Here is a 26,145-nt window from a genome sequence, read left to right as displayed (position 1 = left end):
GTCGATTCGGCGGTACGGTTTGACGCGTGAACAGCAGTCGTACCCGCGTGGCCGTGATCTTCGGTGGCCGGAGCAATGAGCATTCAGTGTCCTGTGTTTCCGCCGGAAGCGTCCTGAGCAACCTCGACCCCGATCGGTACGACGTCGTACCGATCGGCATCACTGTCGACGGTTCCTGGGTGCTCGGTTCGAGCGACCCCAGTTCCCTCGCGATCAGCGGGCGCGCGCTGCCGTCGGTCGACAAAGACGGAACGTCGGTGGTCCTCAGCGCGGACCCCACCCGCGAGGGCGAGGTCATCTCCTTCGACGGCTCCGACGCCGGTGCTGTGCTCGCGTCGGTCGACGTCGTGTTCCCCGTTCTTCATGGGGCTTACGGCGAAGACGGCACGATCCAGGGTCTGCTCGAACTTGCCGGGGTTCCGTACGTCGGACCCGGAGTTCTGGCCAGCGCCGCCGGCATGGACAAAGAGTTCACGAAGAAGCTTCTTGCTGCTGAAGGACTTCCCGTCGGAGTGCAGGTCGTGCTTCGACCGGGAACCGCAACGCTGACCGAAGAGCAGAAGGCGGAATTGGGCCTTCCGGTTTTCGTCAAGCCCGCTCGTGGAGGCTCGTCCATCGGCATCACTCGGGTGAGCAATTGGGACGGTCTGGACGGGGCGATCGCTCATGCACGCCTGCATGATCCCAAGGTGATCGTCGAAGGCGCGATCATCGGCCGCGAGGTGGAATGCGGCGTCCTCGAATTCCCGAACGGCGACGTCAAGGCGAGTGTGGTCGCCGAGATCCGGATGCCGGATTCCGACGCCGATTCGGACGCGTTCTACGACTTCGACACCAAGTACCTCGACGACGTCTGTGAATTCGACATCCCCGCGAAACTCGACGAGTCGGTGAGCGACCAGATTCGAGAGCTTGCTGTCCGCGCGTTCAAGGCACTCGATTGCCAGGGACTCTCGCGGGTCGATTTCTTCGTCACGGCTGACGGCCCGGTGATCAACGAGATCAACACGATGCCCGGGTTCACTTCCATCTCGATGTACCCGAAGATGTGGAACGCCACCGGAATCGATTACCGCACTTTGATTTCGACTCTGGTCGACACCGCCATCGCTCGCGGCACCGGCCTTCGCTGATCAGGGAACCGCGACCGGCGCCGGGTCGAGAGGCTTCTGTTCGAGAGTCGCCGTGATGGTGTCGGAGATTTCCTGAATCGGCGTCGGACCGGTCCCGTCGGGGATCGTGATACCGATGTATTCACCGCGGTCTACGGCAAACCAAGTGCTCGCCGCCAAACCGATGTCGGTTCCCGAGACCTGGAACCACTGGACACCGTTCACGACCTGTAGTGCTGCAGCCTGGTCGAACTCGGACGGACGGTCGAGTCCGCAGCGCAAGACGATCGGCTCTCCTTCGCTGCGCTGCCACGCTGCCGCACCGGCCGGAGCAGGTTCTACCAATTCGGCTTTCGTGAAGTCGTCGATCTTGTCGGGGAGCGCGCCGAGAAGGGAAACGCAGGCCGGCGACTCCGCTGCCGGTGCCGGCACGGGTCCCAATGCAACCGGCGAGAGTTCAGCGTTGTTTCCCGCGACGACGGCCGCGATCACTACTCCGACGATCAGGGCTACCGGGAGTGCGATGGCGGTGGCGATCAGCGCCGGACTGCGGCGCTCTGACGGATCGTCGTCGCCGTCGGGGTCGATGTCGGCGTTGTCTGCGGTGGAGGTGTTTTCTGCCATGCTCAGTTCTTCGCTCGGGTCCTGGTCCAGTCGATCAGCGGTCTTGTCACTTCTGAGAGCATGTCGGTGAATCGGTAGGATTGCCGACACACGCGTGAGCTTGCAGAAGCATTCACGACCACAGCTAGAAGGTACCGCAGGCCGCTTACGAGCGAATTGCGTCGGCATTGGAGAGACTCATCGCATCATCGGAGTTCACTGCATCATCGGAGTTCGGGTCGGAGCCCACTGTCGAGCAGGTGGGGGAGTTCGACGTGATCGCGCGATCTCTTCTCGGCCGAATCCAACCGGTCACCACTGAATTGGGGCCGGGTGACGATGCCGCCATCGTGACTTCCGGAGACGGCCGTGTGGTTGTCTCGTCCGACATGTTGGTCGAAGGTCGACATTTCCGAATGGATTGGTCTTCACCACGCGACATCGGCCGGAAGGCAGTGGCACAGAACGCTGCTGATGTGGTCTCGATGGGAGCGCGGCCGACGGCCTTCACGGTGTCTCTGGGGTGCCCGCCTTCGACACCCGTCGACATGGTCGACGCAATCTCCGCGGGAATCTGGGACGCGGCAACCGATCTGGGTGCCGGTGTGGTCGGCGGTGACCTGGTCCAGTCACCGGTGATCGTGGTGTCGGTGACCGTGCTCGGCGATCTCGGTGGCCGTGCGGCAGTTCTGCGTTCGGGAGCAAAGATCGGTGACAAGATCGCGGTCGCCGGGTTGTTCGGTTGCTCGGCAGCAGGGTTGGCACTACTGCTCGACGAAGCCGTACTGCTCGACAAGCCCGCAAACTTTCCAGATTTGCTTGCCTCCCATCGCGTTCCGAATCCTCCGTATCAATCGGCATGGGACGCCGCAGAATCAGCACATTCCATGACGGACGTGTCCGACGGATTGATCGCGGATCTTCGACATCTCGCAGAGGCCTCGCACGCGCGGTTCGACATCTTCTCGGCTGCGGTTCCGACCTCACCCGATGTCGCATCGGCGGCCGAGGCGCTCGACGTCGATCCGCTGGACTGGATCCTCTCCGGTGGTGAAGATCACGGATTCGCAGCAACTTTCGGGCCTGAGGTCGAGATTCCGTCGGGTTGGATCGTGATCGGTGAGGTTGCCGCCGGTTCGGGCGTGAGCGTCGACGGTTCGCTTCGCGAGAGCGGCGGGGGCTGGCACAGCTTTTCGACCACCGGTACCACCGCGGTATAGGTTGCTTTCATGGCTGTATACGCACTTGGAGACAGAGTTCCGGACATTCATCCGGACGCATACGTCCACCCGGACGCGGTGGTGATCGGCGCCGTGACTCTCGCAGCGGGTACCTCGATCTGGCCGCAAGCGGTATTGCGTGGTGACTACGGAACCATTTCGGTGGGAATCGGATCGAACATCCAGGACGGAACCGTCATCCATTGCACCGCCGTCGATGCGACTGTCATCGGTTCCGGTTGCGTCGTGGGCCACAACGCGCACATCGAGGGATCGACCATCGAGGACCATTGCCTGATCGCGTCGGGGTCAGTTGTTCTCAACGGAACGGTGATCGGGACGGGGTCGATCGTCGCCGCGGGTGCGGTGGTGGCCAACAAGATGCAGGTTCCCCCGCGCAGCATGGCACTCGGTGTGCCCGCCAAGGTCCGTGCGGGATACGAGGTTCCGCTCGGCCACCTCGACGGAAACGTCAAGATGTACGCAGCCAATGCGGCGTACTACCGCGACGCGTTGCGCAGGCTCGACTGATGGCGCCGCTTGCAGAGATCGTCGATCCAGGGTGGGCGCGGGCACTCGAACCGGTCTCGGAGCAGATCACCGCGATGGGTAAGTTCTTGCGCGAAGAGATCGCTGCGGGACGGGAGTACCTGCCGGCGGGGGAGAACGTCTTGCGTGCGTTCACGAACCCTTTCGAGGACGTTCGAGTGCTCATCGTCGGTCAGGACCCTTATCCGACGCCCGGTCACGCTGTCGGGTTGAGCTTTTCGGTTGCACCGGACGTGCGGCCGGTTCCGCGAAGTCTCGGCAACATCTACAAGGAGTATCACCAGGATCTCGGGTTGCCGATACCGCCGAACGGCGATCTGACACCGTGGTCGAAACAAGGTGTGCTGCTTCTCAATCGCGTTCTCACCGTGCAGCCGGGTCAAGCCGCTTCTCATCGTAAGAAGGGCTGGGAGCCGGTGACCGAGCAGGCTATCCGCGCTCTGGTCGCGCGGTCGTCGCCGATGGTGGCGATCTTGTGGGGTCGTGACGCGGCCACTCTCGCGCCGATGCTCGGCGACACACCGATCATCGAATCCGCGCACCCGTCACCGCTTTCGGCCTCGCGTGGCTTCTTCGGTTCGCGCCCCTTCAGTCGTGCGAACGAACTCTTGACCGGACTCGGAGCCGATCCGGTCGACTGGAATCTGGGCTGATCGAACGGTGTCTGCACGAACCGGCCTGCCGAACGTCGAGTCGCGACGTTCGGCACGGCAGTTCGACTAGGCCTGCTTTGCGGAAGTGAAATCGGGCCGACGCTTGTCGACGAACGCGTCGACGCCCTCGCGTCCGATCGGGCTGTTCGCTGCGATGGCGATGGACGCGGCTTCGGCGTCGAGTTGCTCGGCGAGCGAGTTCGTCCGCGACGAACGCAGCAGTGCTTTGATTCCCGAGTACGACGTACTTGGTCCGTTGGCCAAAGCGCGGGCGAGGCGAGCTGCCTCTTCCTGGACCTCGTCGTCGCCGACGAGTCGGGTGAGGATCCCCAGGCGGACGGCTTCGTCGCCACCGATCACCGAATCGTTGAGAAGAATCTCGCGAGCGCGTGCCACGCCGACGATGCGTGGAAGCGTCCACGACATTCCGCCGTCCGGGGTGAAACCGATGGAGGGGTACGCGGGGCGAAGCTTGGTGCCGGTGCCGCCGATTGCGACGTCGGCGAGGCAGACCAGGCTCATTCCGGCGCCGGCAGCCCATCCGTGGACCCCGGCCACCACTGGAGCGCTCGCAGCGTCGAGCGCGCGAACGAACACGTGGAAGACGCGGGCAACCTCGGCCACGTACTCGCCGCGGTCAGGGGCTGCGGCGAACGCACGGACGTTGCCGCCGGCACAGAAGTTTGCGCCTTCGCCGACCAGAAGGATGCTCCCGATGTCGTTTCCGACTGTCTCGAGCGCCTGCGCGCCCTGAACCAGTCCTTCGTCGTCGAGGGAGGTGCCGTTGGCGGCGGTGGAAATGGTGATGCGGAGTACGCCCTCGTCGAGGGTCACTTTGCTCAGGTCATCGATGGAAGTCACTCAACGCACATTACGGGTGTCCGACAGCCATACGAAACACGGGGACACATAGATACAGCCACATAGATACAGCTCTGCCCCCGTCACCGAAGTGACGGGGGCAGAGCCTGCAATAGTTTGTGCTCGGGCAATCAGCCCCGAGCGACCTTGCCTGCCTTCAGGCAGGAGGTGCACACGTTGACCTTACGGGTGTTACCCGGGGCAACCTCGGTACGAACAGACTGAATGTTCGGGTTCCAGCGACGATTGGTACGCCGGTGCGAGTGCGAGACCGACTTACCGAAGCCGGGCCCCTTGGCGCATACGTCGCAGACGGCAGCCATAGTCGCGAACTCCTTGTTAGAAATGAATATTGAAGTGGTTACCCTACACGGTAGGGCAGCCAGAATTACAATCCGAATATACTCGACTTCGAACCGATCCTTGACCGCTCACTGTGCAGCCGAACGTGAAAACAGTCAATCAGCAACAAACAAAGTGCAGCATTATTTCGTGTAGCCCGTTCGAGGCAACCGTGTAAGAGTAACCGCTTCCGGCCCGAATGGCCAAACCGCCCGGTAATGACGGTTGCGCAGAAGCGTCGGACTACCCTCGACTGCACCGATCACCGATCTCTTTTTCATCGTCAGTCTTTCCATCGTCGAGGGGAACCGTCAGTGGGGGAAGTGCAACGCGTCGCCGAAGAAGCGGAATCCGTCGCGGACGGACATCTGCTGCGGCGCTGGGCCCGCCGGGCGGTCGACAGCCTCCAGAAACGTCGCGGTGAGATCAACAACCTCAACGTCTTTCCCATCCCTGATTCGGATACCGGCACCAATCTGCTGTTCACGATGCGGGCTGCACTCGATTCCGCCGAGACGATCGAGGACGACGTCCGCAGTGCGGGCCGCGTCGCCAACGCTCTGGCTCGGGGCGCCGTGTCCGGTGCTCGCGGTAATTCCGGAGTGATCCTCTCCCAGGTGATCCGGGGCATCGCCGAGAGCGTTCAAGGTGAGCACATCGACGGCCGTAGCTTCGCGAACTCGCTGACCACGGCGACGACGCTGGCCTCTCGGGCTGTCTCCGATCTGGTGGAAGGCACCATCGTCACGGTATTGCGTGCATCGGGAGAAGCAGCGCAGGAGTGCGTCGACACCAGGACACCGAGCGGCGAGGATCTTGCATCCGTGGTTGCCGCCGCTGCCGACGCCGCTGCGGTCGCACTGAACAAGACGCCGGAGCAACTGGACGTTCTCGCGTCCGCCGGGGTGGTCGATGCCGGGGGATTCGGTCTGGTTCTGATCCTCGACGCCTTTGTCGAGGTGCTGACCGGGAAGCCGCAGGTTCGCGACGATCTGGGGACGCCGGACCCGAGGTCGAGCGCAGTTGTCGACGTCAGCGCATTCGATCACGATTGGGCTCACAAGAGCCCGATCGAATGTGGTGATCACTCGGAACAGGATTTCGAGGTCATGTACCTCGTCGACGACTCCGACGACGATCGCATGACGGCGCTGCGCACGCGGCTGTCCGTCCTCGGAGATTCGACGGTCATCGTCAGCGACGGTTTCGGCGGCTGGTCGGTGCACGTGCATTGCTGCGATGCCGGTGCAGCCGTGGAAGCCGGCCTCGAGGCCGGGAAGGTTCACGGTATTCGCATCAGCAGTTTTCTCGTCGACGAACGCGACCAGTTGGTGGCACGGGCGGAGAGGCGATTCCCCGGGGCCGGCGCGCGCGGCGTACTGGCCGTCGTTGCCGGTGACAGCGCGGCGGCGTTGTTCGAGAGTGAGGGTGCGACGGTTCTTCGGTGCGACGATGCGCCGGTGACACGCGCACAACTGCTCGGCCGCATTCGTCAGATGGAACGCAGCGAAGTTCTGGTGCTTCCGAACGGAGCTTTGACCGCTCAGGAACTCGTCGCAGTCAGTGCCGCTGCACGCGATCCGCTTCACCAGGTTCTGCTGCTGTCGACGTCGTCGATGGTCCAGGGCTTGGCAGCACTTGCCGTTCACGACCCTCAGCGCAACGTCGCCGACGACGGCTTCACGATGTCCGAGGCGGCGGCCGCCACGCGCTGGGGATCGTTGCGGATCGCGGTCGAGCGTTCGCTGACCTACGTCGGGACATGTGATCCGGGTGACGCGATCGGTCTGATGGGGCACGAGGTGGTGCTCATCGGTCCCGACGTCGCGGAGTCGAGTGCGCGACTGGTCGACCTCGCGCTCGGATCCGGTGGCGAACTCGTGACCCTACTCATGGGCGCAGACGCGCCGGACGACCTGGCCGGGCAGCTCGAGGCGCACGTCGTCGCGCACCACCCGGGCGTCGACGTGCTCGTCTATCAGGGTGATCAGCCGGGTGACCTGTTCCAGTTGGGCGTGGAGTGATCGAACCGGGTCTGTCGGTGACTGCTGATATACGAACACATGTGCTTACCGCGACACTGTGCTGGAGGAACTGATGGCGACGCTCGCCGACCCACTCGATCGGCTGCTGGGAAAGAAGACCGCGGACGCGCTCGACGAGGCATTCGAGATCCGCACCGTCGAGGACCTGCTGCGTCACTACCCACACCGGTACGCGTCGGCAGGCAAGGAACTCGCCGAGAAGGAGCCGCCCGAGGGTGAGCACATCACCATCATCGCGCGGGTGGCGTCGGCCGCCGTCGTGAAGATGAAGAACCGTCCGGGGCAGATGTTGCGAGTATCGCTGGCGACTGATTCGCAGACCGTCGACGTCACGTTCTTCAACCCGCAGAAGGTGCGGCACGTCATCAAGCCCGGCGTTCGGGCGATGTTCTCCGGGACGGTGAAGTACTTCCGCGGCAAGTGGTCTGTCACTCATCCGAGCTACCTGATTCTCCCGGAACCTCGTGTCGGCGAAGAGGATTCGGTAGTTCCGCTTGCATCCATCAAGGGAGCCGGTGACCTTGCGGGCCTGGCTCGCGCAAATCAGGATCCCGGCGCCGAACTCGATCTGTCCGTCTTCGACCGCGCGTTGATCCCGCTGTACCCGGCGACCCGCGAGGTCGAGAGCTGGACCATCATGCGGTGCGTGCGGCAAGTGCTCGACCAACTCGATCCGATCGAGGAGCCGTTGCCCGCCGAGACTCGGGCCGAGCACGGATTCATCGGTTTGGACGAGGCGCTGCGCACCGTTCACCTGCCAGATACCAAGGAAGACATCGAACGAGCACAGGATCGTCTGCGTTTCGACGAGGCGCTGTCTCTGCAGTTGGTCCTCGCGATGCGTCGTCACGACAATTCCGAGCGTGTGGCTCCGGCCTGCGCTCCGGTCGCCGGCGGGATCGCGGACCAGTTCGAGGAGATGCTCCCGTTCACTCTGACGGAGGGACAGCAAGCAGTCGCGGAGGAGATCTCCACCGACCTTGCCCGCCCACACCCGATGAGCCGCCTTCTTCAGGGCGAGGTCGGGTCAGGCAAGACGATCGTGGCTCTGCGCGCGATGCTGCAGGTCGTCGATGCGGGTTATCAGTGCGCGTTGCTCGCACCCACCGAGGTCCTGGCAAATCAGCACGCGCGATCACTGCGCAAGATGATGGGCTCGCTGGCTGCAGGTGGTGAACTCGGTTCTGCCGAACATTCCACCCGTATCGCCCTTCTTACCGGCTCGCTGCCAGTCGCTGCGAAGCGCGCAGCTCTGCTCGAAGCCGTGACCGGCGACGCCGGGATCGTCATCGGTACCCATGCGCTCATTCAGGACAACGTCGAGTTCTTCAACCTCGGCATGGTTGTCGTCGACGAGCAACACCGCTTCGGCGTCGAGCAACGTGATCAGTTGCGATCACGTGCCCGTGAAGGACTGAGTCCGCATCTGCTGGTGATGACGGCAACGCCGATTCCGCGAACCATCGCCATGACCGTGCTCGGCGACCTCGAGGTCTCGACCCTGCGAGAGCTTCCACGTGGGCGAACCCCGATCAAGAGCAGTGTCGTGCCCGCGAAGCAGAAGCCGCAGTGGGTCGATCGCGCATGGGAACGAATCCGTGAGGACGTCGCCGACGGCCGTCAGGCGTATGTCGTGTGCTCGCGGATCGGTGACGGCGAGCAGGGTGCAGGCGAAGATCAGTTCACCGAGGAGAAGCAGCCCGAGACCAAGTCGGCGGTCGACGTCTTCGAAGAGCTGTCGAGTGGTCCGCTGGCCGATCTGCGAGTCGGGTTGCTGCACGGTCGACTGCCTTCCGACGAAAAGGACGTGGTGATGAGCGCGTTCAACGTCGGTGACATCGACGTCCTCGTCTGTACGACCGTTGTCGAAGTCGGTGTCGACGTTCCGAACGCGACGGTGATGGTGATCGTCGACGCCGAGCGGTTCGGCGTCAGTCAGCTCCATCAGTTGCGTGGCCGCGTCGGTCGAGGGAAACATCAGGGACTGTGCATCCTCGTCACCGGAAGCAATCCCGGGGGACCGGCGTACGAGCGGCTCTCGGCGGTGGCAGCGACCAACGACGGGTTCGAACTGGCTCAACTCGACCTCGCGACCAGACGTGAAGGAGACATCCTCGGTGCGGCGCAGTCGGGCACAACCTCGAATCTGCGGCTGCTTTCCCTCATGGCCCATGGAGACATCCTCGAGTCCGCCAGGGAGTTCGCTCAGGGAATCGTCGACTCCGATCCGTCGCTCGACGGTCATCCCGCCCTCGCTTCCATGGTGACCGCTGCCCTGGACTCCGACCGGATCGAGTACCTCGAGAAGTCGTGAAGGGTATGACGACAAGCTGAAATCGAATAGCACGAGGACCGCCGGGTTGGTTTCTCGATTCAGTCCGAAATATGAGACTCCGCATGTAGACGCAAGATGAAATCGGGGTAGTTTTCTCGAATGTTCTCCAAAGTGCTCGTCGCGAACCGCGGCGAAATTGCGATCCGCGCCTTCCGCGCCGCCTACGAACTAGGTGCCGGAACCGTCGCGGTGTTCCCGTACGAGGATCGGAATTCGATCCACCGTCTCAAGGCAGACGAGAGCTACCAGATCGGGGAGAAGGGTCACCCCGTTCGCGCGTATCTCTCGGTCGAGGAAATCGTCGCCGCCGCCAAGAGCGCCGGAGCCGACGCCATCTACCCCGGTTACGGCTTCCTCTCCGAGAACCCGGACTTGTCGGCGGCGTGTGCTGAGGCAGGCATCAAGTTCGTCGGCCCGTCCGCCGAGATCCTCGAGTTGACCGGAAACAAGGCTCGGGCCATCGCAGCGGCAAAGGCCGCCGGTCTCCCGGTGCTCGCGTCTTCGGAGCCGTCAGCGGACATCGACGAGTTGCTCGCAGCCGCCGAGGACATGACCTTCCCGCTCTTCGTCAAGGCTGTCGCAGGCGGCGGTGGGCGCGGAATGCGCCGTGTTGCGGAGCGCTCACAGCTCAAGGAATCGATCGAAGCCGCAGCGCGCGAAGCGGAATCGGCCTTCGGCGATTCGACGGTCTTCCTCGAGCAGGCCGTCATCGACCCCCGGCACATCGAAGTGCAGATCCTCGCCGACGAGCAGGGCAACGTCATCCACCTCTTCGAGCGTGACTGCTCGCTGCAACGTCGCCACCAGAAGGTGATCGAGCTCGCTCCGGCGCCCAATCTCTCGGAAGAGTTGCGTGCCAAGATCTGTGCCGACGCCGTCGCCTTCGCGAAGGAGATCGGATACACGTGCGCGGGCACCGTCGAGTTCCTTCTCGACAAGCGCGGCAACCACGTCTTCATCGAGATGAACCCGCGAATTCAGGTCGAGCACACTGTCACCGAAGAAGTGACGGACGTGGACCTGGTCCAGTCGCAGCTCAAGATCGCGTCCGGTTCGACGCTTGCAGAACTTGGTCTGTCACAGGAGACGATCAAGCTTCGCGGCGCGGCGCTGCAGTGCCGCATCACGACCGAGGATCCGGCAAACGGATTCCGCCCGGACACCGGCCGTATCACCGCGTACCGCACCCCGGGCGGAGCCGGTATCCGCTTGGACGGTGGCGCCACACTCGGCGCCGAGGTCGGAGCGTACTTCGATTCCATGCTGGTCAAACTCACTTGTCGCGGTCGCGACCTCGAAGCCGCTGTGGCGAGAGCTCGCCGCGCGGTCACCGAGTTCCGCATTCGTGGTGTCTCGACCAACATTCCGTTCCTGCAGGCGGTTCTCGACGACCCGGACTTCCGGGCGGGACGCGTGACAACCTCCTTCATCGAGGAACGTCCTCAGCTGCTGACTCTGCGTTCTTCGGCAGACCGCGGCACGAAGATCCTGACCTACCTCGCGGATGTGACTGTCAACAAGCCGCACGGGGAGCGGCCCTCGGCGGTGTACCCGCAGGACAAGCTGCCCAAGATCGATCTTTCGACGCCTCCTCCTGCCGGTAGCCGTCAGCGCCTCCTCGAACTCGGACCCGAAGGTTTCGCGAAGGCACTGCGTGAGCAGAAGGCCGTCGGCGTCACCGACACCACCTTCCGTGACGCGCACCAGTCGTTGTTGGCCACGCGAGTTCGGACCAGCGGACTGCTCGGAGTAGCCGGGCACGTTGCGCGGTTGACGCCGGAACTGCTCTCGATCGAAGCCTGGGGCGGCGCGACCTATGATGTGGGACTTCGCTTCCTGCACGAGGATCCGTGGTACCGGCTCGCCGCACTCCGCGAGGCGATCCCGAACATCTGCCTTCAGATGCTTCTTCGCGGCCGAAACACGGTGGGCTACACGCCGTATCCCGAAAAGGTCACGCGCGCATTCGTTCAGGAAGCCACCGACACCGGTATCGACATCTTCCGAATCTTCGACGCGCTCAACAACGTCGACCAGATGCGGCCTGCCATCGACGCGGTGCGTGAGACCGGAACGGCCCTCGCGGAGGTGGCGCTGAGCTACACCGGTGATCTGTCGGATCCGAACGAAACTCTGTACACGCTCGACTACTACCTGAAGTTGGCCGAAGAGATCGTCGATGCCGGCGCTCACGTGCTCGCGATCAAGGACATGGCAGGCCTGCTGCGCGCTCCGGCAGCTACCAAGCTGGTGACCGCGCTACGCAGCAACTTCGATCTGCCGGTTCACGTTCACACGCACGACACTCCCGGTGGACAGCTGGCGACGTACTTCGCCGCTTGGCAGGCGGGCGCCGACGCAGTCGACGGTGCTTCCGCGGCACTGGCCGGAACCACCAGCCAGCCTGCGCTCTCGGCCATCGTCGCCGCTGCCGCGCACTCCGAGTTCGACACCGGACTGAACCTGCAGAACGTGTGCGACCTCGAGCCGTACTGGGAGGCGCTGCGAAAGGTGTACGCGCCGTTCGAATCCGGATTGCCGGCGCCGACGGGTCGCGTGTACACGCACGAGATTCCGGGAGGCCAGCTCTCCAACCTCCGGACCCAGGCCGTTGCTCTCGGTCTCGGCGACCGGTTCGAAGAGGTCGAAGCCAAGTACGCCGACGCGGACCGCATGCTCGGGCATCTCGTGAAGGTGACGCCGTCGTCGAAGGTCGTCGGCGACCTCGCCCTCCACCTTGTCGGCGCCGGCGTGCCTTCGGAGGAGTTTGCCGCAGATCCGGCGAAGTTCGACATTCCCGACTCCGTGGTGGGCTTCCTGCGCGGTGAACTCGGTACGCCTCCCGGTGGTTGGCCGGAACCGTTCCGCAGCAAGGCACTCGAAGGACGTGGCCAGGCCAAGCCCGAAGCGACGTTGTCCGCTGAGGACGAGGTGCTGCTCGAGGGCTCGTCGAAGGACCGTCAGGCGACGCTGAATCGTCTGCTGTTCCCCGGCCCGACAAAGGAATTCCTCGAACACCGCGAGAAGTACGGTGACACGTCGCGGCTTTCGGCGAACCAGTTCTTCTACGGTTTGCGGCGCGGCGACGAACACCGCGTCGAGTTGGCTCCCGGCGTTGAGCTGATCATCGGTCTCGAAGCGATCTCCGAGCCCGACGAGCGCGGCTACCGCACTGTCATGTGCATCCTGAACGGCCAGCTGCGCCCGGTCTCGATCCGCGATCGCTCCATTGCCAGTGACGTACCGGTGGCGGAGAAGGCCGACAAGAACAACCCGGGCCACGTGGCGGCACCGTTCGCGGGCGTCGTGACGCTCGCGGTGAAGGAAGGCCAGAAGATCGAGGCCGGCGACACCGTGGCCACGATCGAAGCAATGAAGATGGAAGCGGCGATCACCTCGCCGCGCGCCGGCGTCGTCTCTCGGATCGCGATCAGCGCCGTCCAACAGGTCGAGGGCGGAGACCTGCTGGTAGTCGTCTCGACGGGGGAGAGCGCCGCAGAGTGACACGCATCATCTCGGGACTCGCGGGCGGTCGACGCCTGCGAGTCCCGCCGAGCGGCACCCGTCCGACGTCGGATCGGGTTCGTGAGGCGCTGTTCAGTGCTCTCGAAGCGCGCATCGATCTCGAAGGGTGCGCGGTTCTCGACCTCTTTGCGGGTTCGGGTGCTCTCGGCCTCGAGGCGCTCTCGCGGGGAGCCGAGCACGTTGTTCTCGTGGAATCGGATGCCAAGGCTGCTGCCGTCATCAAGGCGAACATCGGCACTGTCGCGTTGCCTGGGGCGACGGTTCGCGCCGCTCCGGTTGCGGCCGTGGTCTCGGGTCCGAGCGCGCGTGAATACGACATCGTGATCGCGGACCCACCGTATGCGGTGACCGACGAGGCCGTCGTGTCCATGCTCACCGATCTGCAGGCCAACAAATGGGTGGGGGAGGGCACGATCGTGGTACTCGAACGATCGTCGCGCTCGCCGGAGACCGTGTGGCCTCAGGGCTACGAGCCGATCAAGGCCAAGAACTACGGTGAAGCCCGCATCGAGCTGGCCACCTGCTACGGTCTGGACTCATGACTGGCGCCGTCTGCCCCGGATCCTTCGACCCTGTGACCAACGGTCACCTCGACGTAATCGGAAGAGTTGCTGCGCAATTCGACGAGGTCGTGGTCACCGTGCTGATCAACAAGAGCAAGCGTGGCATGTTCACGATCGACGAGCGGATCGAGATGCTCGAAGACGCGACGAGTCACCTGCCCAACGTTCGCGTCACGTCGTGGCACGGATTGTTGGTCGACTACGCGAAACAAGAAGGCCTCAGCGCGATCGTCAAGGGTCTGCGCGGCGCGAACGACTTCGATTACGAGCTGCAGATGGCTCAGATGAATCAGAAGCTCACGGGCGTCGACACACTGTTCGTCGCCACGAATCCGACGTACAGCTACCTGTCGAGTTCTCTGGTGAAGGAAGTCGCGACTTTCGGCGGCGACGTCTCCGACATGTTGCCGGCCAAAGTGCATTCTCGGCTACTCGCACGTATCGCCGAGCGAGCAGCCGAAAACAGCTGATCCCCGACACACCGACCACGACGACACCCCGTTGGCCGTTCTTCCGGCAAACTTGGACAGGAACGGGCACAGGTCCGAGTGGACCGGTGACGATGTGGGCCGATTTCGGCCGGTAGAGATTGGGGTTGCTTGTGTACCGCGTATTCGAGGCACTGGACGAACTGGTCGCAATTGTCGAAGAGGCGCGCGGTGTTCCCATGACCGCAGGGTGTGTTGTGCCTCGCGGTGACGTACTCGAGCTACTCGACGACGTCCGGGACGCAATTCCGAGCGAGCTGGACGACGCTCAGGACGTCCTCGATCATCGCGACAAATTGGTCGGTGACGCGCGAGCAAACGCCGAGAAGACGGTCAGCAGCGCCAATGCCGAGGCAACCTCGACTGTGGAAAACGCACGCGACGACGCCGACCGGATTCTGTCCGATGCCAAGGCTCAGGCCGATCGCATGGTTGCCGAAGCGCGTGCGCACGCCGATCAGTTGGTCGAGGACGCCGAAGCAGAAGCGGAACGGACCGTCACCGACGGCCGTCGTGAGTACGAGGCCGTCACCGGACGGGCGCGTGCCGAGGCCGATCGGATGATCGAGTCCGGCCAGGCCTCGTACGAAGATTCGGTGGCGGAGGGAACGGCGGAGCAGGCTCGTCTGGTGTCGCAGACCGAGGTTGTCCAGTCAGCTCACGCGGAATCCGCGCGAGTGATCGACGCCGCTCATGCCGAGTCCGACAGGATGCGTTCGGAGTGTGACCTGTACGTGGACACCAAGTTGGCCGAGTTCGAAGAGTTCCTCACCGGAACGGTTCGATCGGTCGGGCGTGGTCGTCAACAGCTTCGAACGGGTTCGGGGGTTCCCGACTACCAGGACGACGATCGTCGTTCCGAGCGGCGCCGATAGAGCAGACAAGTCAGTCGAGGGTGGGTCGTCCGATATGGGGCGGCCCACTTTTTCGTGGATCGAATTGGGATTTGCCTTGTAGCTGCCGTATTGTGGAGTGGTTGCCCATACCAGTTTCAACAGTTAGGTGAGTTCTCTTTGTCAACGCATCGTCGTAGTTCGTCGCATCAGTCAAGTGATGCGGGATTTTTGCTGGACACGGTCAAGCTCGGTCGTCGTCCAGGGTCGATGCGTACCGTCGAGAGAACAATTCAGTCCCCGAACCGTATCGGTCTCGATCTGATCGCGATCGAAGCGGGCGCGGATATCGATCTCGATCTTCGTCTCGAAGCAGTGTCCGAAGGCGTTCTCGTCACCGGAAACGTGCACGCACCCACCAAGGGTGAATGCTCGCGGTGCCTTGAACCTTTCACCGACACCGTGGACATCTATCTCACGGAGTTGTTCGCTTACCCGGACAGCACCACCGAGGAGACGACGGAAGAGGGAGAGGTCTACGCGGTCGAAGACGACGAAATCGACCTCGAACCGGTCATCGTCGATGCAGTCGGGCTGGCGCTTCCGCTCCAGCCTCTGTGCAGTGACGATTGCCTGGGATTGTGCTCAGAATGTGGCATTCGCCTGGCGATTGCGGAATCTGGGCATGGGCATGACATACTTGATCCTCGCTGGGCTGGTCTCGCGGCCAAATTTGGCGTGGAATCAAACACCAGCGAAAATCTTGTGATCACCGAAGCCGAGGAGAAGTAGAAGTGGCTGTCCCCAAGCGCAAAATGTCGCGATCCAACACGCGGTCGCGTCGTAGCCAGTGGAAGACCACTGTGCCCACCCTCGTTACCTGCCCCAACCGTGGCTGTGGCGAGCAGACCCTTCCCCACATCGCATGCCCGTCATGCGGTACTTACAAGGGCCGCCAGGTAACCGCTGCTGTCTAGTTCTCCCCGGAGAAAGACTATGACGAGCGAAAATACAGTTTCAGCCGCCGGCGGCGAGGGCAATCACGACAAGCTCCTCGCCGCTGTCGGCGTAGATATAGAGCCCGGTCTTCTGACCCTGGCTCTCACGCACCGCTCGTACGCGTACGAGAACGGCGGACTGCCCACGAACGAGCGCCTCGAGTTCCTCGGGGATTCCGTTCTCGGCGTCACGGTGACCGAAAATCTCTACCTGTCCCACCCGGACAAATCCGAAGGTGATCTGGCGAAGATCCGTGCCAGCGTGGTCAACATGCATGCACTCGCCGAGGTTGCCAGGACTCTGGGTGAAGGTGGACTCGGAGCACACCTGCTGCTGGGTAAGGGCGAGGAAATGACGGGCGGCCGTGACAAGCCGTCCATTCTCGCCGACGGTATGGAGTCGATTCTCGGCGCCATCCACCTGCAGCACGGCATCGAGACTGCGCGACGCGTCGTCCTCGATCTGTTCGACGATCTCCTCACTCGCGCACCGCTTCTGGGCGCGGGTCTGGATTGGAAGACGAGTCTGCAGGAACTGACCGCAGAACACGGTGCCGGAGTTCCCGTTTACGAGATCACCGCCACCGGACCCGATCACGACAAGGAATTCACGGCCACCGTTCTCATCAGTGGCAAACCCTTGGGTGTCGGTGTCGGTCGTTCCAAGAAGGAAGCCGAGCAGAAGGCAGCAAGTTCGGCATGGAAGACGATGTCGGAGAATGCCGCTGCTACCGCAGTCGCTGCTGACGACACGCCTGATCTTGCCGGCTGAGTTCACTCTTGCCTGAGCTTCCCGAAGTCGAAGTCGTTCGCCGCGGCCTACAGTCTCATGCTGTAGGTGCGGCGATCGAGGCCGTCGAGGTACTCCATCCCCGCGCGATCAGGCGCCACATTCTCGGTTCCGAGGACTTGATCGGCCAACTCACCGGGCAGACCATCGCTTCGGCAGAGCGTCGCGGCAAGTACCTGTGGCTGGTTCTCGAGCCTGCCGGTGTCGGACTGGTGGTTCATCTCGGGATGAGCGGACAGATGCTGGTCCAACCCCCGACAGTCGACTGGGAAAAGCACCTACGCATTCGGTTGGCCCTCGATTCCGGGGCCGATCTTCGATTCGTCGATCAGCGGACCTTCGGTGGCTGGTCGATTTCACCCCTCGTCGAGGTCGACGGAACGATGCTGCCCGAGTCGGTGGCGCACATCGCCCGCGATCCCATGGATGCGGCGTTCGATCTCGAATCCGTCGTGAAAGTCCTGCGGGGCAAGCACACCGAGATCAAGCGCGCGATTCTTGACCAGACGGTGGTCTCCGGAATCGGAAACATCTACGCCGACGAATCATTGTGGCGCGCCAAGATTCACGGCAACCGAATCGCCGAAACGCTTACCAGGCCCAAACTTCGAGAACTGTTGACCGCGGCACACTCGGTGATGGGTGAAGCGCTCGATCAGGGCGGTACGTCCTTCGACGCGCTGTACGTGAACGTCAACGGGGAATCGGGCTACTTCGACCGGTCGCTGTCGGCGTACGGGCAGGAAAACCTCCCGTGCCCGCGATGCGGCGCGCCGATCAAGCGTGAGAAGTTCATGAATCGATCGTCGTTCAGTTGCCCGCGGTGCCAGCCGACCCCGAGGGCACGGCGAATCGCCTAGGTCTCCCGCCCCTTCGGTTCGGCGGAGTGGCAAGATTGCGTCATGGCTGAACAGACTCCCGACACCACTGCAACCGCCCCGGCTCACACGGAGCTTTGGGTCGAACGAACCGGAACCCGCCTCTACACCGGCAAGAGTTCGCGCGGCGCAGAGGTTCTCATCGGCTCCGAATCGGTGCCAGGAGTCTTCACGCCCGGCGAACTCCTCAAAATTGCACTGGCCGCATGCACGGGGATGAGCTCCGACTTCCCGATCTCGCGCCGGCTCGGTGACAACTACGACGCGACGGTCCGAGTGTCCGGAGCCGCCGATCGTGAAAACGAGGTCTACCCGCAGCTCGACGAGGTCCTCGAGCTCGATCTCAGCGAGTTGGATGCCGAGGCACAGCAGCGCCTCATCACTCTCGTCGAGCGTTCCGTGGACAAGGTATGCACGGTCGGGCGCACGCTCAAGGCCGGAACCAAGGTCACTCTGTCGTTCGACACGGAAGCCTGATGTTCCGCGCCGGCAGCGTTGTCGCTGCGATCGCACTGGGTTCCGTTGTGGCGCTGAATGCTCCAGCGCAGGCCTCGGTCCCGGCCGACGGCTCGGCCGGTAGTTGCGGCACATGGACGTCGAGCGTCGTGACGACTGGTGCCGGAATGCTCGAGAACCTCGAATTCGACGGCAACGGATCGATGGTGTTGTCGCAGTCGGCTCTGATCGGGCCGGGTGCACTGCTGAAAGTGGCGCCGGACGGAACACGGACAACTTTGGTCGGTGACGTCACCGGACCCGGCGGTCTGGTCGCGCGTGAGGGATCCGTGTACTTCACCACGGGCAACTCGACTGTCTCGGGACTGTTCGGAATCGCCGACGGCAGCCTCCGCAAGGTCGACGTCGCAGACGGGTCGGTGACAACGATCGCCGACGGTCTGGTGATGCCGAACGGGCTTGTGCAGCTGGACGATAACCGTTTCCTCACTGCCCGCACACTCACCAGGCCGGGGCTCACGGTCGTCAACAGTGACGGAAGCAGTTCGATCGTTCGTGAAGACCTCGGCACCGTCGACGGCCTCGCACGCTCCGGTTCGACGATCTACGTGAGCACGACCTTCGACATGGTCACCGCCGTCCACATCCTCGACGCAAACGATCTGGGCGGGCCGGTGCGAACGATCACGCTCCCCGGGTTCGGTCCGGCAAACATGGCGGACGATCTGACCGTCGGACCGGACGGCGCGTTGTACGTCGCATTCAATGCCGGCGGCAAAGTTGTTCGCGTCGATCCGGATTCGGGATCTTCGTGTGAGATCGCCTCGGGTCTGCCGTTCACATCTGCGGTCAAGTTCGGCGCCGGACCGGGCTGGGATCCCAACGCGCTCTACACCACCGGATTCCTGGGTGACGTTCACCGTCTCGAACGTGTGGCGGGCTGAGCGTCATGGCTGAAGCAGCGCCTGTGCGGTTGACGGCGTGGGTTCACGGATACGTTCAAGGCGTCGGGTTCCGGTGGTGGACCAGGGCCCGCGCTCTCGAACTCGGATTGATCGGATATGCGTCCAATCAGCGTGACGGTCGAGTGCTCGTCGTGGCGGAAGGCCAACGCACGCAGCTCGAGCGATTGGTGGAGCTGCTGCGCTCCGGCACTACCCCGGGCACGGTGGATCTCGTGGTCGACAGCTGGGACACCGCCAGGGGCGACCTGACAGGGTTCGTCGAACGCTGACCGGTTTGGCGGTAAAGTTTCCCCCCATGCACCTCAAGAGTCTGACACTCAAGGGATTCAAATCCTTTGCGTCGGCAACGACTCTTCGGTTCGAGCCGGGAATTACCTGTGTGGTCGGCCCGAACGGCTCGGGTAAATCCAACGTCGTCGATGCGTTGACCTGGGTGATGGGCGAGCAAGGCGCCAAGGCCCTGCGCGGCGGCAAGATGGAAGATGTCATCTTTGCCGGCACCTCCGGCCGCGCGCCGCTGGGCCGCGCCGAGGTGACCTTGACCATCGACAACGCCGACGGGGCGCTCCCGATCGAGTACTCCGAGGTGTCGATCACGCGCCGGATGTTCCGCGACGGCGCGGGGGAGTACGAGATCAACGGCTCGTCCTGCCGTCTGATGGACGTCCAGGAACTGCTCAGCGACTCCGGCATCGGCCGCGAAATGCATGTCATCGTCGGGCAGGGACGGCTCGCCGCGATCCTCGAATCCCGTCCCGAAGATCGACGCGCCTTCATCGAAGAAGCCGCGGGAGTCCTCAAACATCGCCGCCGCAAGGAAAAAGCGGTGCGCAAACTCGATTCCATGCAGGCCAATCTCGCTCGCCTCAGTGACCTCACCGCGGAACTGCGTCGGCAACTCAAACCGCTGGGACGCCAAGCCGAGGTTGCTCGGCGAGCACAGACGGTCCAGGCTGACCTGCGTGATGCAAAGATGCGTCTGGCCGCTGACGATCTGGTGACCCGTCGAAACCAGTTGAACGACCAGGCGCAGGACGAGAAAGCGGCCCGTGAACAGCACAACCAGGTGGCGGCTGCGCTCGACGAGGCCAACCTCGAACTCGGGCGCCAGGAGCAAGCTCTCGCTCGTCTGACTCCGGGATCGGAAGCGGCTGCGCAGAGTTGGTTCCAGCTTTCCGCGCTTGCCGAACGCGTCAACGCCACCGTGCGCATCGCCCGCGAGCGTGCGCGTCATCTCGACTCCGAACCTGTCGGCAACCGCGGCCAGGACCCGGACGAGATGGAGGCGCGCGCCGAACGTCTTGCTGCCGAGGAGGCCGAACTCCTCGAAGGCGTCGAAATCGCGCGAGCGGCGTCGGAAGCTGCTCGGGACCAGCTCGCAGCCACCGAAGATGCTGCAGCAGAAGCGGAACGGGCGCACATGGCAGAAGTTCGTGCCGTCGCCGACCGCCGTGAAGGTCTTGCTCGACTCTCCGGTCAGGTCGACACTCTGCGTACCCGCGTCGAATCCGTCGACGCGGAAGTGTCTCGGCTGACCGAGGCGATCGACGAGGCTCGTCTGCGTGGCGATGCCGCACAGGCCGAGTTCGACACGGTGCAAGAAAGCATCGGGGACCTCGACGCCGGTGAAGTCGGCCTCGATACCAATCACGAACGCGCCATCGAGGCTCTCGAGATGATCGACGCGCGCGTCGAAGAGCTTCGTGAGGAAGAAAAGACGAGCGGGCAACGCATCGCTTCGCTCCGGGCGCGCATCGAGGCACTGTCGATGGGTTTGCAGCGCAAGGACGGTGGCGGCTGGCTGCTCGAACACCGCGGCGACGACGGCATCACCTCGCTGGTCGGATTGATTCACGTCGAACCCGGCTACGAGGCCGCGATCGCTGCCGCGATGGGGCCGGCAGCAGACGCCGTCGTGGCGCAGTCGCTGGACTCTGCTCGTTCCGCTGTCACAGCACTGGCCGATCAGGACGGTGGACGTGCATCACTGATCGTGAGCGGTGAACCGGCGATCAAGCGCGAGGCCGAGATCGCGCCGGGTAGTCGTCCGGCCGTCGACGTCATCGACTGCCCTGACGAGTTGCGTGCCGGATTGACCGCCATCCTCGATGGCGTCGTCCTGGTCGAGACTCTCGATGACGCGATTCGAGTTGTTGCTGACCACAAGGGAATTCGCGCAGTGACGCGTTCTGGCGATCTGCACGGTTCGGGGTGGATGATCGGTGGCTCGGATCGGCAACCGAGCACGCTCGAGGTGCAGGCGGCGATCGACGCGTCAGCAGCGGAACTGGCGGCAACGGAGAGCCGATCCGAGGAACTCGACGCGGCGCTGTCCGGCGCTCTGGCCGAACAGGCCGCTCGACGCGAGACCGCGGAGCAAACTTTGGCCGCGCTCAACGAGTCGGACGCTGCCATGTCCGCCATCTACGAGCAGTTGGGCAGATTGGGGCAGGCAGCACGAGTCGCCCACGCGGAATCCGAGCGGTTGACCGCCCAGCGAGTGCGTGCCGAGGAGGGCCGCGGTGAGTCGCTGACAAAGCTCGCGGATCTGGAGGAACGTCTGCGCGTCGCCGAAACCGACGGCAGTGCACCGGGACACGGTGCGGAATCGACCGCTGCCGATCGCGAAATGGCCGCAGCAGCGCTCGCCGAAGTGCGCATCGTCGAAATGGATGCTCGCCTTGCCGTGCGCACCGCCGAAGAGCGTGCGGAATCCGTACGCGGAAAGGCTGATTCGCTTCGCCGCGCCGCGGCCGCCGAACGAGAAGCGCGGATCCGCGCCGAACGGGCTCTGCGCGCCAGGGCGCACGCTGCGGAGGTCGCAGCTGCCGTGGCCGAATCGGGACAGCGTGTGGCGGCCGAACTCGAGACCGTCGTCGCCGCGGCTCTTGCTCACCGTGACGAGTTGGCTCGGGCCCGCACCGAGTGCACGGCCAAGCTGGATCAGGTCCGCGAGATAGTCCGAGCACTGACTGGACAACTCGCTTCGCTCACCGACGCCGTCCACCGCGACGAGGTAGCGAAGGCACAGGCAGCGCTGCGCATCGAACAACTCGAGGAGTCGATCCTCGATCAGTACGGTATCGGCCTCGACGATCTGATCGCCGAGTACGGGCCCGAGGTCGAACTGCCGCCGACCGCTCTCGAAATCGAGGAGTACGAGCAGGCCAAGGAGCGTGGGGAGCAGGTCACCGCCCCCGCTCCGCTTCCGTACGACCGCGCGACTCAGGAACGGCGCGCCAAGCGGGCCGAGAAGGACCTCGCCACCCTCGGCAAGGTCAATCCGCTGGCGCTCGAGGAATTCGCAGCTCTCGAGGAGCGGTACACCTTCCTCTCCACTCAGCTCGAGGACGTCAAGACCGCACGCAAGGACCTTCTTGCTGTGGTCGCAGACGTCGACGCACGAATTCTGCAGGTGTTCACCGAGGCCTATGCCGACGTCGAGCGTGAGTTCGTGGGAGTGTTCGAGAAATTGTTTCCCGGGGGAGAAGGGCGGCTGGTCCTCACCGATCCCTCGGACATGCTCACCACCGGCATCGAAGTCGAGGCGCGTCCGCCCGGTAAGAAGGTCAAACGGTTGTCGTTGCTGTCGGGCGGCGAGAAGTCGTTGACCGCGGTGGCCATGCTGGTCGCGATCTTCCGGGCACGCCCGTCCCCGTTCTACGTGATGGACGAAGTCGAGGCGGCGTTGGACGACACCAACCTGCGGCGGCTGATCGGACTCTTCGAACAATTGCGGGAGAAGTCGCAGTTGATCGTGATCACTCACCAGAAACCGACGATGGAAATCGCCGATGCGTTGTACGGCGTCAGCATGCGCGGCGACGGCATCACCACCGTGATTTCGCAGCGACTTCGCGGTCAAGACATGGCCTCGACGTAAGCCCTGCTCACTTTCCGGGTCGGAGCCTGAAACAATGGGCCGGTGACTACCCAGGCTTGGATCATCATCGCGGCTGTAGCGGCCGTACTACTCGTCGTTCTCGTTGCCGGATTCCTGCGCTACCGCAAGGGGCAGGTATCGCTGAAGGCGCCCGAGACGAAGCCGGAGCTCGGCGCCCCCGAGAAGGACAAGTCAGGCGGCTACAAGGCCGGTGGCGGGTTCAACTTCAGTCAGGGGTCGACGGCAACGGCGCCACCTCCGGTGGTTCCGACACCGCCGGTCGCCGAGAAGCCGCCCGTCGTCGAAGAACCTGTCGTCGAAAAACCGATCGTCGAAGAACCGGTTATCGAGGAACCAACTGTCGCGGAACCGGTTGTCGAAGAACCTGTTGCGGAGAAGCCGGCCGCCGTCGAGGAGCCGGTTGTCGAAGAGCCGGTAGTACCGGTAGTAGAAGAGGCGCCGGTAGCAGAACCGGTTGTCGAAGAACCTGTTGTCGTTCCCGAGCCCGTTGTCGTACCCGAGCCCGTCGTCGTTCCCGCGCCAGTCGAGCCTGCACCGCGCGTGCTGGACGAGATCGACCCGACCGAGGGTCGGTTGGACCGACTGCGCGGGCGCCTTTCCCGCTCGCAGTCAGCAGTCGGCAAGAGCTTGCTGGGTCTGCTCGGTGGCGGCGATCTGGACGAGGACTCGTGGGAAGAAGTCGAGGACACCCTCCTCATCGCAGACCTCGGCTCCGCGACCACGGAAAAGGTCGTCACGAAGCTTCGTGAGCAGATGGCGGCCCGCAGCGTCCGGACCGAGGCTGCCGCCCGCGCCCTTCTGCGCGAGGTGTTGATCGCCGAACTGCGTCCCGAACTGGACCGCTCCATCCGCGCGTTGCCGCATGATGATCACCCGGCTGTTCTGCTCGTCGTCGGCGTCAACGGGACCGGCAAGACAACGACCACCGGCAAGTTGGCTCGCGTGCTCGTCGCCGACGGTCGTCGCGTCGTGCTCGGTGCCGCGGACACGTTCCGCGCCGCCGCCGCCGATCAGCTCCAGACGTGGGCCGAGCGTGTCGGCGCTGAAGTTGTTCGTGGCAAGGAGGGTGGCGATCCCGCTGCGATTGCCTTCGACGCGGTCTCACGGGGCATCGCGGACGGCGTCGACGTGGTCCTGATCGACACCGCCGGCCGTCTGCACACCAAGACCGGTCTGATGGACGAGCTCGGCAAGGTCAAGCGGGTTATCGAGAAGAAGGCCTCGGTCGACGACGTTCTGCTGGTTCTCGATGCGACGGTCGGCCAGAACGGATTGGCGCAGGCTCGAGTGTTCGCGGAGGTCGTGGACATCACCGGCGTCGTACTGACCAAGCTGGACGGAACCGCCAAGGGCGGAATCGTCTTCCAGGTTCAGCATGAACTGGGTGTGCCGGTGAAGTTGGTCGGCCTCGGTGAAGGTGCCGACGACCTGGCGCCGTTCGAGCCGGGTGCGTTCGTCGACGCCCTCCTGGGCTGACGCCCCCGTGCGCCTTTTCGGTAGCGCGAACTACCGAAAAGGCGCACAGGGTCGGTAGAACTCCCTGGCGAAACCTGTTTGCAACAAAGTTGGGCAATTGGTTCACGTCTGCGAAACGCGACAGCGCCATGGACGAAACACCAGCCCAGCACTCTTCTCCTTAACGACGTGCTGCCCGGCACGTGCGACTAGGAGGTAGTAAGTGAGTACCGACGATTTGTTGGCGAACTCCGGTAACGCCGCATGGATGCTGATGGCTGCATCTCTGGTCTTGCTGATGACACCCGGCCTCGCTTTCTTCTACGGCGGGATGTCTCGGTCCAAGTCCGTCCTGAACATGATGATGATGTCCTTCGGGGCCATGGCCGTCATCGGCGTCATCTACGTTCTGTGGGGATGGTCGATGTCCTACGGCACCGAGAACATCGGGGGCATTTTTGCCAACCCGTTCGAGTTCTTCGGCCTCAAGAACAGCATCACCGATGCTGACGGCAACTTCATCGCCGGCGCCTGGGGCTACCCCAACGTCATCGACATCGCGTTCCAGGTGACGTTCGCGATCATCACCACCGCCCTCATCAGTGGTGCCCTGGCCGAGCGGGTCAAGTTCGGCACCTGGCTCCTGTTCTCGGGTATCTGGGTCACCGTCGTCTACTTCCCGCTCGCACACATGGTGTGGGGCGGCGGACTCCTCTCGGGCTCCGAGGACGGCATCGCGGCAAAGCTCTTCGGCACCACGGTCAACGACGACGGAGTCACCGTCGCCAACGTCGCTCCGATCGACTTCGCCGGTGGCACAGTCGTTCACATCAACGCGGGTATGGCCGGTCTGGTCCTCGCACTCATCGTCGGCAAGCGTCTCGGCTTCGGCAAGACCGCCTTCCGTCCGCACAACCTGCCCTTCGTGATGCTCGGCGCCGCACTCCTCTGGTTCGGTTGGTTCGGCTTCAACGCCGGCTCGGCATTCGCCGCCGACGGTAACGCCGGTCTCGCCTGGGTCAACACGACCACCGCGACGTGTGCCGCAGTCCTGGCCTGGCTCGCTACCGAGCGTATTCGTGACGGCCACGCCACCAGCCTCGGCGCAGCTTCCGGTGCGGTCGCCGGTCTGGTCGCCATCACCCCTGCTGCCGGTGCGCTCAACCCGGTCGGTTCCATCTTCCTCGGCGCAGTAGCCGGCATCCTGTCCGCTCTCGCAGTCGGCCTGAAGTTCCGCTTCGGCTTCGACGACTCGCTCGACGTCGTCGGTGTTCACCTTGTCTCCGGCCTGTGGGGCACGATCGGTATCGGATTCTTCGGCACCGCAACCGGACTCTTCTACGGCGGCGACTACAAGCAACTGGTGGTTCAGATCGTGATCGCACTCGCAGCCCTCGTCTTCACCGGCGTTCTGACGACGATCATCGGCTTCGCACTCAAGCCCCTGGGCTGGCGAATCTCGGCCGAGGACGAGGCACGCGGCATCGATGAGACCGAACACGCAGAGACCGCATACGACCTCGCGTGATCAGCACGTGATTAAAGTGAATTCAGGCACTTCAGAGTTTGG

At 63.6% G+C, this 26,145-nt stretch carries 23 protein-coding genes; 20 read left to right on the top strand and 3 right to left on the bottom strand.

Going from position 1 to position 26,145, the window contains the following annotated elements; genetic code table 11:
* Positions 1–26 precede the first annotated feature (26 nt).
* The gene (locus tag ABH939_RS07835; protein ID WP_039973089.1) at positions 27–1,133 is read left to right on the top strand and encodes a D-alanine--D-alanine ligase family protein; all 1,107 of its coding nucleotides are present in this window, start codon (positions 27–29) and stop codon (positions 1,131–1,133) included.
* On the opposite strand, the gene ABH939_RS07830 is transcribed toward ABH939_RS07835, so the two are convergent.
* Complete coding sequence (locus ABH939_RS07830) at positions 1,134–1,826, bottom strand: DUF3515 domain-containing protein (RefSeq protein WP_007729332.1); 693 nt, start codon at positions 1,824–1,826, stop codon at positions 1,134–1,136. It lies immediately after the preceding gene.
* 77 nt (positions 1,827–1,903) lie between these two features.
* Between ABH939_RS07830 and ABH939_RS07825 the strand changes: the two genes are divergently transcribed.
* From ABH939_RS07825 to ABH939_RS07815, 3 genes are read left to right on the top strand one after another with little or no spacing between them, the layout of a single operon-like run.
* Positions 1,904–2,935, top strand: a complete 1,032-nt coding sequence (locus tag ABH939_RS07825; RefSeq protein WP_404649531.1) for a thiamine-phosphate kinase — start codon at positions 1,904–1,906, stop codon at positions 2,933–2,935.
* Positions 2,936–2,944: 9 nt separating this feature from the next.
* Positions 2,945–3,466, top strand: coding sequence for a gamma carbonic anhydrase family protein (locus ABH939_RS07820; RefSeq protein ID WP_003942761.1), 522 nt, complete (start codon positions 2,945–2,947; stop codon positions 3,464–3,466).
* Entirely contained in the window at positions 3,466–4,137 is a 672-nt protein-coding gene (locus tag ABH939_RS07815; protein ID WP_042450832.1) for a uracil-DNA glycosylase, read from the top strand. Before ABH939_RS07820 ends, ABH939_RS07815 begins: the two co-directional genes overlap by 1 nt.
* A 66-nt stretch (positions 4,138–4,203) precedes the next feature.
* Here ABH939_RS07815 and ABH939_RS07810 read toward each other — a convergent pair whose 3' ends face one another.
* Complete coding sequence (locus ABH939_RS07810; protein ID WP_030535424.1) at positions 4,204–4,998, bottom strand: enoyl-CoA hydratase-related protein; 795 nt, start codon at positions 4,996–4,998, stop codon at positions 4,204–4,206.
* A 131-nt stretch (positions 4,999–5,129) separates the two neighbouring features.
* On the bottom strand, positions 5,130–5,321 hold the full coding sequence (gene rpmB, locus ABH939_RS07805; RefSeq protein ID WP_003942669.1) for a 50S ribosomal protein L28: 192 nt from the start codon (positions 5,319–5,321) through the stop codon (positions 5,130–5,132).
* A gap of 333 nt (positions 5,322–5,654) precedes the next feature.
* On the opposite strand from rpmB, the gene ABH939_RS07800 reads away from it, so the two are divergent.
* The 16 genes from ABH939_RS07800 (at position 5,655) to ABH939_RS07725 (ending at position 26,103) form a co-directional block, all read left to right on the top strand.
* Positions 5,655–7,364 (top strand): DAK2 domain-containing protein, encoded by a 1,710-nt coding sequence (locus tag ABH939_RS07800; protein WP_404649530.1) that lies wholly within the window; start codon positions 5,655–5,657, stop codon positions 7,362–7,364.
* 73 nt (positions 7,365–7,437) lie between these two features.
* Positions 7,438–9,699 carry an ATP-dependent DNA helicase RecG gene (gene recG / locus ABH939_RS07795; protein ID WP_404649529.1) on the top strand — a complete coding sequence of 754 codons (2,262 nt, stop codon included), beginning with the start codon at positions 7,438–7,440 and terminating at the stop codon, positions 9,697–9,699.
* Positions 9,700–9,819: 120 nt separating this feature from the next.
* Entirely contained in the window at positions 9,820–13,224 is a 3,405-nt protein-coding gene (locus tag ABH939_RS07790; protein ID WP_003942675.1) for a pyruvate carboxylase, read from the top strand.
* Positions 13,221–13,787: a 16S rRNA (guanine(966)-N(2))-methyltransferase RsmD gene (rsmD, locus tag ABH939_RS07785; RefSeq protein ID WP_030535425.1), complete on the top strand. Its 567-nt coding sequence runs from the start codon at positions 13,221–13,223 to the stop codon at positions 13,785–13,787. The genes ABH939_RS07790 and rsmD overlap by 4 nt, the downstream gene beginning before the upstream one ends.
* Positions 13,784–14,278 carry a pantetheine-phosphate adenylyltransferase gene (coaD, locus tag ABH939_RS07780; RefSeq protein ID WP_003942776.1) on the top strand — a complete coding sequence of 165 codons (495 nt, stop codon included), beginning with the start codon at positions 13,784–13,786 and terminating at the stop codon, positions 14,276–14,278. Before rsmD ends, coaD begins: the two co-directional genes overlap by 4 nt.
* A gap of 131 nt (positions 14,279–14,409) precedes the next feature.
* Positions 14,410–15,171 (top strand): DivIVA domain-containing protein, encoded by a 762-nt coding sequence (locus ABH939_RS07775; protein WP_404649595.1) that lies wholly within the window; start codon positions 14,410–14,412, stop codon positions 15,169–15,171.
* A gap of 189 nt (positions 15,172–15,360) precedes the next feature.
* On the top strand, positions 15,361–15,921 hold the full coding sequence (locus ABH939_RS07770; protein WP_007729319.1) for a DUF177 domain-containing protein: 561 nt from the start codon (positions 15,361–15,363) through the stop codon (positions 15,919–15,921).
* Between the two features lie 2 nt (positions 15,922–15,923).
* Entirely contained in the window at positions 15,924–16,106 is a 183-nt protein-coding gene (rpmF, locus tag ABH939_RS07765) for a 50S ribosomal protein L32 (protein WP_007729318.1), read from the top strand.
* A gap of 19 nt (positions 16,107–16,125) precedes the next feature.
* Positions 16,126–16,899, top strand: a complete 774-nt coding sequence (gene rnc / locus ABH939_RS07760) for a ribonuclease III (RefSeq protein ID WP_003942759.1) — start codon at positions 16,126–16,128, stop codon at positions 16,897–16,899.
* Positions 16,900–16,907: 8 nt separating this feature from the next.
* Positions 16,908–17,777 carry a bifunctional DNA-formamidopyrimidine glycosylase/DNA-(apurinic or apyrimidinic site) lyase gene (gene mutM / locus ABH939_RS07755; protein ID WP_003942752.1) on the top strand — a complete coding sequence of 290 codons (870 nt, stop codon included), beginning with the start codon at positions 16,908–16,910 and terminating at the stop codon, positions 17,775–17,777.
* 42 nt (positions 17,778–17,819) lie between these two features.
* The gene (locus tag ABH939_RS07750; protein ID WP_003942740.1) at positions 17,820–18,272 is read left to right on the top strand and encodes an OsmC family protein; all 453 of its coding nucleotides are present in this window, start codon (positions 17,820–17,822) and stop codon (positions 18,270–18,272) included.
* Positions 18,272–19,195 (top strand): SMP-30/gluconolactonase/LRE family protein, encoded by a 924-nt coding sequence (locus ABH939_RS07745; RefSeq protein ID WP_030535426.1) that lies wholly within the window; start codon positions 18,272–18,274, stop codon positions 19,193–19,195. The genes ABH939_RS07750 and ABH939_RS07745 overlap by 1 nt, the downstream gene beginning before the upstream one ends.
* 5 nt (positions 19,196–19,200) lie before the next feature.
* Positions 19,201–19,485 carry an acylphosphatase gene (locus tag ABH939_RS07740; protein ID WP_007729313.1) on the top strand — a complete coding sequence of 95 codons (285 nt, stop codon included), beginning with the start codon at positions 19,201–19,203 and terminating at the stop codon, positions 19,483–19,485.
* 26 nt (positions 19,486–19,511) lie between these two features.
* Positions 19,512–23,099 (top strand): chromosome segregation protein SMC, encoded by a 3,588-nt coding sequence (smc, locus tag ABH939_RS07735; protein ID WP_075832943.1) that lies wholly within the window; start codon positions 19,512–19,514, stop codon positions 23,097–23,099.
* Positions 23,100–23,141: 42 nt separating this feature from the next.
* Entirely contained in the window at positions 23,142–24,596 is a 1,455-nt protein-coding gene (gene ftsY / locus ABH939_RS07730) for a signal recognition particle-docking protein FtsY (RefSeq protein WP_404649528.1), read from the top strand.
* Positions 24,597–24,843: 247 nt separating this feature from the next.
* Positions 24,844–26,103 (top strand): ammonium transporter, encoded by a 1,260-nt coding sequence (locus ABH939_RS07725; protein WP_042450902.1) that lies wholly within the window; start codon positions 24,844–24,846, stop codon positions 26,101–26,103.
* Positions 26,104–26,145: the final 42 nt, after the last annotated feature.

It is taken from the genome of Rhodococcus sp. 27YEA6 (genome assembly GCF_044908235.1).
Lineage (GTDB): Bacteria > Actinomycetota > Actinomycetes > Mycobacteriales > Mycobacteriaceae > Rhodococcus_F > Rhodococcus_F qingshengii.
The sequence above is the reverse complement of the archived record's forward strand: the minus strand, read 5'-3'. Positions and strand labels throughout refer to the sequence as shown.